The sequence below is a fragment of the Aeribacillus sp. FSL M8-0254 genome, from assembly GCF_038008845.1.
Lineage (GTDB): Bacteria > Bacillota > Bacilli > Bacillales > Aeribacillaceae > Aeribacillus > Aeribacillus composti.
Map to the genome: position 1 here is coordinate 2,763,223 of NZ_JBBOZY010000001.1, position 13,240 is coordinate 2,776,462.

Sequence of the window (13,240 nt, forward strand, 5' to 3'; positions counted from 1 at the left end):
GATTTACACCTCTAACTTATCTGTGGTCTTTTGTACGATTTTTGAATAGGTGGATATGTTCAAGAGCTTTTCCTGTTCCGACCGCTACACAATCAAGAGGATTTTCCGCAATGATTACAGGCATTTTCGTTTCGTCGCTTATAACTTTGTCTAAATTGCGAAGAAGGGCGCCCCCACCAGTTAAAACAATTCCTCGATCCATAATATCCGCCGCAAGTTCAGGCGGAGTTTTTTCCAAAGTAATTTTTACAGCATCTACGATCGCATAGACAGTATCGCGTAATGCCTCTGAAATTTCTGTCGCAGTAATTTCAATCGTTTTCGGAAGGCCTGTTAACAAATCTCTTCCGCGAATTTCCATGTTTTCAACACCTTCCGGAGCGCTTGCAGAACCGATTTCAAGCTTCACCGCTTCCGCTGTCCGATCACCAATCATTAAGTTGTAGGTTTTACGGATATAGTTAATGATGGCTTCATCCATTTCATCACCGGCAACACGGATAGATTGGCTTGTCACAATTCCGCCGAGAGAAATGATGGCAACTTCCGTTGTTCCCCCGCCGATGTCTACAACCATGCTTCCGGTCGGTTCCCAAACTGGAAGGTTGGCTCCAATAGCAGCCGCAAATGGTTCTTCGATCGTATACGCATCTCTAGCGCCTGCTTGTCTCGTTGCATCAATGACCGCACGTTCTTCAACCGCAGTTATTCCCGAAGGAACACAAACCATCACATAAGGTTTTCGCGAAAAAATACCTGCATTTTTTGTTGCCTGTTTTATGTAGTATTTCATCATCGTAGCAGTCGTTTCATAATCAGCAATCACTCCGTCTTTCATTGGTCGAAGTGCTACAACATTTCCAGGCGTACGCCCGATCATATTTTTTGCATCATTACCAACTGCAACAATTTGCTTTGTATCAGTTTGCAAAGCAACAACAGATGGTTCACGCACTACAATACCTTTTCCTTTCACAAACACTAACGTATTGGCTGTCCCTAAATCTATTCCAAGGTCTCTCGTACCAATTCCAAACATAGCTGTTGTATCTCCCTTTCTTCCAAAATAAATACGTTTTATATTCATGTAAATGTCTAATCATTATTGAAAAAACCCATAAATTATATTATAACGTAATTTTTCAAAAAAAAAAGTGCTATCAATACCCTGCGTAAAATAAAAATTTGCGAGGTATTTTTCATGAAACTTGATGAAAAGCTGATCATTGTGTTGGACGCCTCAAAAATTTTTACTAAAAAATTTTCCTAGTGGAGAATAGAGGATGAAAAATATATAAATTGAAATAAAGGTTTTCTCCCGTTCCACGGCGAATAAATACAAAGAGAAAATAGGGGAACGGAGAGAAAACTATGATGCCAAATCACAAAGACGAGATCGAAAAGTTGTCCACTGCCATGAAAGAAGCAAAAAGTAAACGAGCATATGAACGCTACCAAGCGATTTATCTTCATTTGCAGGGATATACCAAAGGAGAAATCGCAACGATTATTGGTCGATCCAAGAAAACTATTTATAACTATATTCATGCCTACGCCCAGCGCGGTCTTGATGGACTGGAGATGAAATACTCACCTGGCGCCCCACGTCGATTGACCCCTGAGCAGGAAAAAGAGCTGGCTTTGATCATTGAACATCAGCTCCCCGTAGATGTGGGATTCGAAGCAAAATATAATTGGACGCTTGCGATAATCGCTGAACTCATTCAACAAAAGTGGGGGCCAACATACACGCTTCGCGGAACAAGTGACATTCTGCATCGGTTAGGGCTAAGCTATACGAAACCGACCTATACACTAGCCAATGCCGATGAAGAGAAACAAAAAGAATTCGTCGAAATCACCTTCCCTGAAGTAAAAAAAAACTGGTAGATGGGAACATCGCCCATGTCCTCTTTCAAGATGAGTCGATGATTCGTGATTACCAAGCGATTCAAAAAACATGGTTTGTCAAAGGAAAACAACGAATCATTCCGACGTTTGGAAAACATCAAGGGCTGAAGCTGATTGGCACGTTGAACTACGAAACAGGGGAAGTGTTTTGCATCGAAGAAGAACGCTATGACGCGGAAACATTTCTTCGATTTCTTCAACTTGTGTTAGAACGCTATCCCACAGGCAAAATAGTGATGATTTTAGATAACGCTCGAATTCACCATGCCAAACTCATTCAGCCATTTTTAAAAGAACACGAAGATCGGTTAGAGCTCGTCTTTTTGCCACCATACAGTCCGCAATTGAACTTGATTGAAGGGCTATGGAAATGGCTGAAATCAGACGTGATTTACAACGTGTTCTATTCGAGTGTGCAAGAAATTAGAAAGAATGTCCAAGCCTTTATTCAGCGAATCAACCAGAAACCAGAACAAACGATCGATCGTTTGTGTGTTCAGTTGTAAATCTTTAATTCAACTTATATAGATGTCACAGCAAATACCGCCCGTATGAAAGCCTTGATTTAATTTATCCATTGAGAATAATAACTTAAAAATATTACAAGTCCATACAAAAAATATTATTTTATGTTTACAAATCCCCCCTTTGCACTCTTTATTAGCAATGGTTTAGAATGTCATAAAAAATAATGGTTTTTTCAGTTGATTGTGTTTCAATTCAAATGACTCCATTAAAGTATTACATAACAATTCTGCCGAAGTTTCAAGTTCATCTATTATTGAAAATCACTAAAATATGAGATTTTTCCCCAACTTTGGCTCTTCTTATGTCGCAAACCCTTTGTAAATGCGGACATCATTTGGAGCTCGCGAGGCCGTGCAAATGTTTTTTGAAATTCCTTCTATCATGCACTTACGTGTTGTAATAACGTTACTGCCCTGCTTCAAGCAGCTTTTTATCGTGCTTTGCGAGGCTGGTCAGTATGTTATATACCGTTGATGTCTCCCATCAGTCCCCTTGCAAATTCAGCAAGACGGTGGTTGTTCGCATTACGTGTCTAGAAGCGCAAAAATCTGTCCGAAAAAGCGCTAGCAGTTCAGAATCCAAAGCTATTAACTGTAATACGTGTTAGGATTGATTTTAAATGAAGGCATACTTTTTCACCCATTTATAACTCGGGAAAATAAGTTTTTTAACCATATAAAGTGTGTAAAAATAACTCCTTTTTCGCAATGACAAAATTTTGGGTGAAATGTAATGATTATACATATAAGTGGTTTTCATAAAACTTTGTTGCTGGAACTGAGGTAGAATGACTAGAGTAAAATGAATTGTGATTTTTCAATAATAAGTTAGCTGGTCTGATGCAGTTGCCAAAAAAAGAACATCAATACAAATTCAAGTGCACAATCACATAGGCAGCAGTGCGACGAGGATCTTAACTTCAGAAGTCTGTAATCTTAAATGAAAACATGCTTCCTTACAATTCATTATAAAAGACAGGAGCATCATATGAGTAATATAAAATAGAACCTTATATATGGAAGTTTTCCAATAAAGTAAAGGGATGCTATTGACTATATATCAAGCCATTCTCCATCAGCAATAGATATTCAAAGATAAAAATTCATAAAACTGCTAATGTCATTTTTAAGCTTAAAATATTGAAATTCATTTATCAATAATTTCATAGATCTAATCTTCACACATCATAAAAAGAGGTGCACTTCATATCCAGTGCACCCCAACAATCGACATAAAACCTTTTAAAAAAACGTTATAAATATCCCTTTTCTTTTAAACTGACGTATTTACGCTCTCCGATTATGATATGATCTAAAAGTTCAATCCCGATCAGCTTTCCGCATTCGGACAAGCGCCTCGTGACTTCGATATCCTCTTTGCTTGGGGAGGGATCTCCTGATGGATGATTATGGATACAAATAAAAGATGCAGCTGAACGTTTCAATGCCTCCTTGAAGACTTCTCTTGGGTGAACAATTGATGTATTTAAACTGCCGATGAAAATCGTTTGCTTATGCAACACTTGGTTTTTGGTGTTCAGATACAAACAAACGAAATGCTCTTGTGTTAGAAAGCGCATTTCTTCCATGACATAATTGGAGGCATCTTGCGGAGAACGAATGACATACCGATCTTCGTATGCGAGCTGATGAATTCTTTTTCCCAATTCTAATGCTGCTATAATTTGCACCGCTTTTGCTTTTCCAATGCCGGGTATGCCCATAATTTCCTGAACTGACGCCTCTTTTAACATTCTAAGACCCCCGAAAGTTTTTAAAAGCTTATTTGCCAGTTCAAGCACTGATTTTCCCTTTGTTCCTGTTCTCAATAAAATTGCCAGCAGCTCATGGTTGGAAAGGCCTTTTGGTCCGTTGTGTATCAATCGTTCCCTTGGTCTTTCTTCTTCTGGAAAATCTCGAATAGCGAGCATATCTTTCCCCCTTGTTTGTTACCAGTGAAATCCAAAATTTTTTAATTCTCTGTACAGTCTTGAAACAGGAAGACCGACAACTGTAAAATAATCGCCATCAATTTTTTTCACTAGCAATGAGCCGAAACGTTGAATTCCATAAGCACCCGCCTTGTCCATCGGTTCGTTTGTCTCAATGTATTCCAGGATTTCATCGTCTGAAAGCGGCCAAAAAGTAACTTTTGTTGATTCAGAAAATGTCGTATGCTTTTCACCATGAATAATCGAAACTGCTGTTAAAACAGTATGTGTTTTCCCAGAAAGTGATTTTAACATGTAATAGGCGTCACGGCGGTCTTTCGGCTTTCCTAGTATTCGATTTTCGAGGATCACCGCCGTATCTGCTCCGATGACATATGCATCTTTATACCTTTCAGCTACATGAAAGGCTTTTTGAAAGGCAAGTTTTTGAATGGCTTTTTCGGGTTCAGCTTCTTCGTCCAGCCTCTCTTCCAAATTGCTTTCAATCACAGCAAATGGTATTCCTAACAGCTTGAGGAGTTCTTTTCTTCGCGGAGAGCTTGATGCAAGTATGAGGCGTTCCATTTTTATTTCATCCTTTCAACCAATACTATCCGTATGTTATCAAAAAAGGCTTTTGCAAACAATTTTTCAAAAAAGAATTATCTAATCGCCATTAATAAAAACATTTATTCAATTTACAGAAAAAACTACATTATCTAAGGAAAACTGCTTGTGAAAATAAAAAAAGAAAACGTATGCTCGAGCAAACGCTTTCCCGTTATCAAGAAAGTTTTTCAAAAAAATCTAGCAGCGACTGCTGCAGACTCCATAGCTGTTCATTTGCCGATTTTTCTGTTTGCAGTTTTTTTACTGCTGCCAAAATTGAATCGTCTTTTATTTGACCAGCCTCATTTAATAATGACTCTACTTTCTCTTGTTCCGGGGCGGTTCCATTCACAAAAGACGAAGACAGCTTCAGCATCTCCTCAACGACCGTTTTAGTTTTTTCGTTTTCCACCTTTCCTTCCCATTTCATCTTTTTCACAAACGTTTCAATTTGATGTGATTCAGCCATGTTTTTCAACTCTTCTGCTGTCTTTTTATCCAACGCTGCCCCAACGAATACGTAATGATCGCCGCCTTGTGGAACGATAACAGAAGGCAATCCTTTAGCCTTTATCTGCCCGCTGACGGTTTCCGCCCCTTCTTTTTTTGTAAATTTTCCGGCTTGTACCATATAAACTTCAAAAACGATGTTTTCCGCACCGCTTGGCGCTGAAGCATTGCTAACATTCTGTCTTTGAGGAGACTTTGACACATCCCTCAATTCAGATGATACAGGCATTGAATCGTTTGAAATAAATTGCAGGGCTAAAACACCAAAACTCAGTCCAAGAATAACAGCAAATATGATCGATATCACATAGTTTTTTATTTTAGGAGGCAGCGTTCTGCTATTGTTCTTTGAGAAGGCTATTTTCGGGTTTTCTTTCTTATCCTCCTCATCATCCGGCAAAATCCAAGGAAAAGATGTCTCCTCTTCGTTCTTATCCTCTGATGCTGCCATTTCTTTTTCAGCCTTCACCTTCTCCTCCCAGCTGGATACTTTTAATTGTTTGCCAGTTTCACTTGGTTCAGCAGAAACATCCGTATCGTTGGAAAAATTGTTTTCCTGACCGTTGATTTTAATGGTTATTTTCGATGATGGCTTGTCCAAAATGATCACCGCCCTTTTTATGCTGGACAAACTTTTTTTTATGCTAACATATGTAAAATAAAAAAGAACGAGACATTTGTCGCCTCGTTCATAATTGTTGTCGTTATTTTTCGACATCCTCGTACTCATGAGCTATGTTTTATATGTTTTCTCACTTCACCGATAAAATAAAGGGAACCTGTAATAATGAGAACCGTTTCGTCATCCATTGTGTTGATAATCTTTTCATAGGCAAGCTCCCAATTGTCTGCATACTCTTTATCCTTCATGTCGCAAGCCTCGTATAATTCTTTCGCATCAGCTGCTTTCGGGAAATGAAAGGTTGTAAAAATAATTCGATTTGCCATTTGTGCAGCCTGCTCGATCATTTCTTTATATTGCTTGTCCTTCACACACGAAAATAACATGATGATTTTCTTATCAGGGTAAAACTTTTGTACAGTTTCTTTCAACGCTGCCATTCCTTCCGGATTATGTGCTCCGTCCAAAATGACTCTCGGTTTTTCCTTTACTTCTTCAAACCGCCCTTTCCAAAAAGTGCGCTTCAATCCTTCCTGTATATGCTCCTCCTCTATGATAAACGAATAATAAACTCTTAAATAATCAAGCGTCATGACACTCAGTGCAGCATTGATCGCTTGATGGTTTCCTTTCATCTGTAATGAAAGGCTGTTATATCGTTTAAAGGGGGTTTGTACAAAAAATTCATCAAAATCTCCTGCGTGAAAATCCCTAGTGAGCCAATAATGCTTTGCTTTTTTTTCTTTTGCAACACGCTCAATGACATCAAGGGCTTCCTTTTGTTCCACAGCTGTAATGACAGGAACTCCGTTTTTAATAATGCCTGCCTTTTGCTCTGCAATCTCTTCTATCGTTGAGCCAAGGATGTTTAAATGATCATGTCCAATCATTGTAATCACTGAAAGAATAGGATTCGCAATATTCGTAGAATCCCATTTTCCCCCGAGTCCTGTTTCTAATAAAACAACATCCGGCACGTTGATTTTACCAAAATAATAAAACATCATCGCCGTAATGACTTCAAACTCTGTCGGTGCTCCAAGCTCCGTTTTCTCAAGCTCGTCAACAACCGGTTTGATCACATTGGATAGCTGCAATATTTCCTCTTCAGAAATGGGATTGCCATCTATCGTAATTCGTTCATTGAATGATTCCAAATAAGGCGAGGTGAAAGCACCTACTTTATATTCAGCGGCTTTTAACACCTCTTGCATAAAAGCAATCGTTGATCCTTTCCCGTTTGTTCCGGCTACATGAATGAAGCGGCATCTTCTTTCCGGATGATCAAGCTTTTCCATCATCCATTCCATTCGCTGGAGACCAGGCTTTATTCCAAAGGTTAGGCGGGAATGTATCCACTTGAGTGCTTCTTCATATGTTTGAAACATATAAATTCCCCTCCTTGAACTCTCGAACATTTTCAATGAATTTGAATGGCCGGATGTATCATAAACGTTTTGATGGAAGAAAATCCGGGGCATACCCGGATTTGTTTTAGCCTTTCAGCTCCTGAAGTCGTTTTAACACCGCCTGCTGTTTTTCTAAATAGTCCTTTTCTTTTGCCCGCTCTTCTTCTACGACTTCTTTCGGTGCTTTTTTAATAAATCTTTCATTGGCAAGCTTTTTCTGAACGCGCTCGACTTCTTTATTCCATTTCTCTAATTCTTTTTCAAGCCGTTTGATTTCTTCTTCCACATTAATGAGCCCTTCAAGAGGAAGAAATACTTCTGCCCCGCTCACAACAGCTGTCATAGCCTTGTCAGGAGCTTCAATGTTTGTATCAATTGTTAATGAGCTAGGATTGCAAAATCTCTCTAAATAGCTGCGGTTTTTCTCCAACTGGTTTTTAACTTCTTCACTATGAGCATGAATGATCATATCCACCTGCTTCTTCATCGGCGTGTTCACTTCAGCGCGAATATTACGGACTGAGCGAATCACATCAACTAGAAGCTTCATTTCGTTTGCAGCTTTTTCATCAGAAAGCTCCTGACGTACAACCGGCCATGAAGCAATTGTAATCGATTCTCCCTGATGAGGAAGGTGCTGCCAAATTTCTTCTGTTATAAACGGCATAAAAGGATGAAGGAGTCGCAATGTTTGATCTAACACATATGCCAAAATGGAACGAGTTGTCTTTTTCGCTTCCTCATCATTTCCGTACAGCGGAATTTTTGCCATTTCAATATACCAGTCGCAAAAATCATCCCAAATAAAATTGTACAGCACCCGACCGGCTTCGCCAAATTCATATTTTTCCGCAAGTCTTGTGACAAGCTCAATCGTTTCATTTAACCGTGTGAGAATCCATTTATCTACCACTGATTTTTTTCCGTTTAAATCAATTTCTTCATATGTTAAACCGTTCAAATTCATCAGTACAAAGCGGGAGGCGTTCCATATTTTATTGGCAAAATTCCACACGGCTTCTACTTTTTCAAAGCTGAATCTTAAATCCTGTCCTGGGCTTGAGCCGGTAGCTAAAAAGTAGCGCAAAGAGTCCGCACCGTATTTGTCAATAACATCCATCGGATCGACGCCATTGCCTAATGATTTGCTCATTTTTCTTCCTTCTGAATCGCGTACAAGTCCATGAATCAAAACATCTTTAAACGGTCTTTTCCCAGTAAACTCCAATCCTTGGAAAATCATCCGCGAAACCCAAAAGAAAATAATGTCATACCCGGTAACAAGGACATCTGTCGGATAATAGCGTTTATAATCTTTTGCCTCTTTATCAGGCCAGCCCATTGTTGAAAACGGCCATAAAGCAGAGCTGAACCATGTATCTAACACATCTGGATCCTGCTCCCAATTTTCAATATCTTTAGGCGGCTCATGATCAACATAAACTTCGCCTGTTTCCTTATGATACCAAGCTGGAATGCGATGTCCCCACCATAACTGACGGGAAATACACCAGTCGCGAATGTTTTCCAGCCAATGCAAATACGTTTTTTCAAATCGTTCAGGAATAAAATGAACTTTCCCTTCTGTTTTCTGAAGGTTCAAAGCAGCTTCGGCCAAAGGCTTCATTTTCACAAACCATTGAGTTGATAAATACGGCTCGATAACTGCTCCGCTTCGTTCACTATGGCCTACGGAATGGATATGCTCTTCAATTTTAAATAAAATTCCTTCCTCCTGCAGGTCTTTCACCAACTGCTTCCGGCATTCAAAGCGATCCATTCCTTCATATTTTCCCGCTTTTTCATTCATTGTCCCGTCTTCATTCATGACTAATATTCTTTCTAAATTGTGGCGGTTTCCGATTTCAAAGTCGTTCGGATCGTGTGCAGGAGTTATTTTTACTGCTCCTGAACCGAATTCCATATCGACATATTCGTCTGCGACGATCGGAATTTCCCGTCCTGTTATTGGCAGCTTCACTGTTTTTCCGATTAAATGCTTATACCTATCATCATCAGGATGAACTGCCACTGCTGTATCCCCAAGCATCGTTTCCGGGCGAGTGGTCGCGACTTCAATATATCCGGATCCATCAGCCAGCGGATATTTTAAATGATAAAGTGCCCCTTTCACTTCTTTATAAATGACTTCGATATCGGAAAGGGCTGTTTTTGTCACCGGATCCCAGTTAATAATGTACTCTCCTCGGTAAATAAGACCTTTTTTATAAAGCGATACAAAAACCTCTCTTACAGCTTTTGAAAGACCTTCATCAAGGGTGAACCTCTCTCTTGTGTAGTCAAGACCAAGGCCTAATTTTGCCCATTGTTTGCGAATATGGTCTGCATATTCTTCCTTCCATTTCCATGTTTCTTCTACAAATTTTTCCCGCCCGAGATCATACCGACTTTTCCCTTCTTCGCGCAGCCTTGCTTCCACCTTGGCTTGTGTGGCGATTCCCGCATGATCCATCCCTGGCAGCCACAAAACATCGTACCCTTGCATTCGCTTCATTCGGGTAATAATATCTTGAAGAGTTGTATCCCATGCATGTCCAAGGTGAAGCTTACCGGTGACGTTTGGCGGAGGAATAACGATCGTGAAAGGAGTTTTCCCCTCATCATCTTTTGCTTCAAAAAATTTTCCCTCGAGCCAAAATGCATACCGATCCTCTTCAACCGTTTTCGGATCGTATTTTGGGGAAAGAGTGATTTCTGAATTCGACATATTTATGAAAACCTCCTTATTTTCATTCTAAAATATAAAAACTCCTTCCATCCTAAAAGGACGAAAGGAGATGTTTTCGCGGTACCACCTTTTTTCACAGATACGTCTGTGCACTTCTTTCAAGTAACGGCTAATGCCGGCTCCCTTTACTAAAAGCTTTCAAGGAAGCTGCTCCAGGGCGACTTTCCAACGGGATCTCCTAGGAAATCTTCCAGCTTGCGATTTCCCTCTCTGGAAGGAGTCGTTCGTTGTACTACTCCCCTTCAACACATTTTCACAAACTATATAAATTTCTATATTTAATAGTACTAAAAAATTGTTTTTTTCGTCAATATTTTCCCCATCTTCCTTAACCTTTAAACAAAAATCACAAAATGTTCTTTATTTCATAATATAAGTTAATAAAGTTGAAGGTGATCAACATGAGAAAAAAAATAAAACCATACTATATTCAATCGTTTATTAAACAATTCCGATCTACTCTTGAACAGTTCATCGTTCCTTTAATGATTTTTCAGGGAATTCGAACAATCCTTTTACCAACTATGTTTGATATTATTTTATTAGCCATTTTACTATTTCTAGCAGCCGCGTTGTATATGGAACGGGGTTAAAGCTGACAGATCCCCCATTCATTCTGATGCCAATGAATCGTTTTCTAGTTTTTCATTCCATTTTAAAGCAATGTACCCGGTATTTTTCATTTGCCAGTATGCTCTTAACAGCTGTTTGCAATATTCTAATTCTCCCTTTTCGCTTTTCTTTTTTTGATATTGCCGGACAAGCTTTACTAATTTGGCTGGATAAGATAAATAGCTTACCAACAGCAATCTCTCAGCTTTTGTTAAAGGAAGCACTTTTTCGTAATCTGATATATATTGCACATTTTGATCACTAACGGTTGGTTCCGTTTCGGAGAGGTTCATAAACATTAAGAAAAGGTCGTAAATTGGAGTAGCAAATGCTGCATCTTCCATATTAATAAAATAAATTTTCCCTTTTGGATTGAACAGAAAATGAGATAAGGAGACATTTACTTTGTTCAGTGCAATTCGCATGTGAGGGGATTGCTTTATTTCGTTATACCACTCATCAAGCTTTGCTTCAGCAAATAAGATGGCTTGCCTCGTTTCAAAATAATAGCTGAAGACCGCCAATTCAAAAGGCGACATATACCATTTTTTTTCGATTTGTTCCATAAATGCTTCCAGCAGGTTGAAATTTCTCTTCCACTTGTTCTGAATCTGTTGATACACATTTTCGAGCTGAACTAGAGGTATGTTGATTTCCTGTTTTGTTTTTTTATGGAGTTTCGCTAAGTGGTAAAAAAGGATTGAGGCATTTTTTTCATCAACGATTGAACCTTCCATCCAAGGCATTAAATAAAACGATTTCGTTGAGTCATTAACAAACACATTTCCGTTCGTTGTCCTATAAATCGGCACGATTCCTAAAGATGGAAAGTCGTGAAAAATTGAATATAATTTTAGAATGTTTCTTTGCTTTTTAATCGTTGTTCGTTTTAAAGCATATGTTCTTTTTTCACAATGAATTTTCAAGACATTTTTTGTTTTTTTCTCTAAATAAATCGGTTTGATTGGATAATGCTGCAAAATCCTCATGGCCGTTTTCAGATCATCGCTCATCTTCCCACACGCCTTTAAAGAAAATAAAGAAAAGCTTGAGCTGGTTTGATCCCTCTCAAGCCGCTTGCAAAAATTACGTTTGTTGTGTTTCAAGAACCGGGATATATAAAATGTCTCCTTCACTAATCTCTTTATCATGGTGAAATTGATTTACTCGATTGAGCTGCTGGAGTGTAATGTTGTAGCGTTCGCAAATATTTTCGAGCGAGTCTCCCTGCTGGACAATGTACATTCTTAATTTAGAAAATTCTTCTTCTTCATTTTTCGTAAACAATTTTGTTAAATATAAGGTGTTATCATTTTTCCTTACAGATTCTTTTTCTTCATCGTCTTTTTCGACATAATTGGAAATTTTATTGATCACTGGCTTTTCTTCTTCAATGCGGCCTTTCTCTTCCAAACTGACTTGATTTTTCTTCGCTTCAACAGTGAATGTATCGTAATCCGTTTCCGTTTCTTCTTCTCTCTTTAATGGCATCATAAAAACAATGTCTGCCGTCTCTTCATTGTCATCCTTTTGAACAACATCACGATCATCTTCGATTTGCTCATTTTGATCGCGTTCGGCTGTATCGAATTCGAAATATTCATTAAGACTTTTCTGTTCATTGTCTTTTTCAATATTTTCCGCTTTGTTGATTGGTTCATCATTGAAACGATTTTCTTTGAGCGTTGATTCGGTTTCATCTTCTTCCCTTTCATCAGACTGTCGAACGGTTGAGATTTCCGCTTCAGCATCTATGATCTCGTCCACTTCATTTGCAGCAGTTTCTTCCGCCTGCTCTTCTCGAATTCCGTAAATGGATAGATCAGCTATAAGCTTTAAACCATTTGCTTCCGGAAAATCATAATCAAATGATTCAATCGCCACAAACACCTCTTCTAAATTGGCAATTCTTTTTTTTGGTATTGTAATATCGACCGGAAGCTCGTGTCTAAATTCCATTACACCGTCATTTCTCGCTTCTACATTTTGTATATAACGGGCGATGGAGGAGGTTTGAAGAAGTTTATCGTTCTGTTGCTCCTCTCCATCGAATTTGTATTCTCCAGAAAGCTCTAGAGCACCTTTTATCGTTACATATCCATCATGTTCTTCAATTGAGATGTCAGGTTCCAGTGAAATGGACAATAGTTCAGAAGGTTGAAAATGATGGCGAAACAAGACCGATTCCTCTACCGAAAATCGTAAAACGGACGTTTCTTCAATGGACATGCGGACTTCCTCCTTTCTCCAATCAATCTAATTTATCGTGCCATTAAAGATGTATGAAGGAGGATGGCAAAATATGCACGGGAAACAAAAATAAAAGGACCAGCTTCAATCAGAAGCTAGTCCTTTTAGCT

The 13,240-nt window shown here is 38.8% G+C and carries 10 protein-coding genes and 1 other annotated feature; of the genes, 2 read left to right on the forward strand and 8 right to left on the reverse strand.

Annotated features, from left to right (window positions below):
• Nucleotides 1-16: 16 nt before the first annotated feature.
• Nucleotides 17-1,039 (reverse strand): rod shape-determining protein, encoded by a 1,023-nt coding sequence (locus NSQ44_RS13450; RefSeq protein ID WP_063387942.1) that lies wholly within the window; start codon nucleotides 1,037-1,039, stop codon nucleotides 17-19.
• A gap of 332 nt (nucleotides 1,040-1,371) precedes the next feature.
• Here NSQ44_RS13450 and NSQ44_RS13455 point away from each other — a divergent pair.
• Nucleotides 1,372-2,417, forward strand: a protein-coding gene (locus NSQ44_RS13455) for an IS630-like element ISBs2 family transposase (protein ID WP_015374552.1) whose coding sequence is annotated in 2 segments (ribosomal slippage) — nucleotides 1,372-1,875 and nucleotides 1,878-2,417 — 1,044 coding nt in all. Because the reading frame shifts where the segments join, the coding sequence is not laid out codon by codon here.
• Between the two features lie 1,274 nt (nucleotides 2,418-3,691).
• Here NSQ44_RS13455 and radC read toward each other — a convergent pair.
• The 5 genes from radC to NSQ44_RS13480 form a co-directional block, all read right to left on the reverse strand.
• On the reverse strand, nucleotides 3,692-4,369 hold the full coding sequence (gene radC / locus NSQ44_RS13460) for a RadC family protein (protein ID WP_340857278.1): 678 nt from the start codon (nucleotides 4,367-4,369) through the stop codon (nucleotides 3,692-3,694).
• Between the two features lie 18 nt (nucleotides 4,370-4,387).
• Nucleotides 4,388-4,954, reverse strand: coding sequence for a Maf family protein (locus NSQ44_RS13465; RefSeq protein WP_340857279.1), 567 nt, complete (start codon nucleotides 4,952-4,954; stop codon nucleotides 4,388-4,390).
• A gap of 199 nt (nucleotides 4,955-5,153) precedes the next feature.
• Nucleotides 5,154-6,206 carry an SPOR domain-containing protein gene (locus NSQ44_RS13470; protein WP_063387846.1) on the reverse strand — a complete coding sequence of 351 codons (1,053 nt, stop codon included), beginning with the start codon at nucleotides 6,204-6,206 and terminating at the stop codon, nucleotides 5,154-5,156.
• A gap of 8 nt (nucleotides 6,207-6,214) precedes the next feature.
• Complete coding sequence (locus NSQ44_RS13475; RefSeq protein WP_130156100.1) at nucleotides 6,215-7,498, reverse strand: bifunctional folylpolyglutamate synthase/dihydrofolate synthase; 1,284 nt, start codon at nucleotides 7,496-7,498, stop codon at nucleotides 6,215-6,217.
• A 106-nt stretch (nucleotides 7,499-7,604) separates the two neighbouring features.
• Nucleotides 7,605-10,247 (reverse strand): valine--tRNA ligase, encoded by a 2,643-nt coding sequence (locus tag NSQ44_RS13480; protein WP_340857280.1) that lies wholly within the window; start codon nucleotides 10,245-10,247, stop codon nucleotides 7,605-7,607.
• Between the two features lie 53 nt (nucleotides 10,248-10,300).
• Nucleotides 10,301-10,523 (reverse strand) — a binding site (T-box leader).
• Nucleotides 10,524-10,669: 146 nt separating this feature from the next.
• Between NSQ44_RS13480 and NSQ44_RS13485 the strand changes: the two genes are divergently transcribed.
• Entirely contained in the window at nucleotides 10,670-10,861 is a 192-nt protein-coding gene (locus NSQ44_RS13485) for a hypothetical protein (protein WP_327847811.1), read from the forward strand.
• A gap of 18 nt (nucleotides 10,862-10,879) precedes the next feature.
• On the opposite strand, the gene ysxE is transcribed toward NSQ44_RS13485, so the two are convergent.
• Nucleotides 10,880-11,893, reverse strand: a complete 1,014-nt coding sequence (gene ysxE / locus NSQ44_RS13490) for a spore coat protein YsxE (protein WP_340857281.1) — start codon at nucleotides 11,891-11,893, stop codon at nucleotides 10,880-10,882.
• 73 nt (nucleotides 11,894-11,966) lie between these two features.
• Nucleotides 11,967-13,109: a stage VI sporulation protein D gene (gene spoVID / locus NSQ44_RS13495; protein ID WP_066249753.1), complete on the reverse strand. Its 1,143-nt coding sequence runs from the start codon at nucleotides 13,107-13,109 to the stop codon at nucleotides 11,967-11,969.
• Nucleotides 13,110-13,240: the final 131 nt, after the last annotated feature.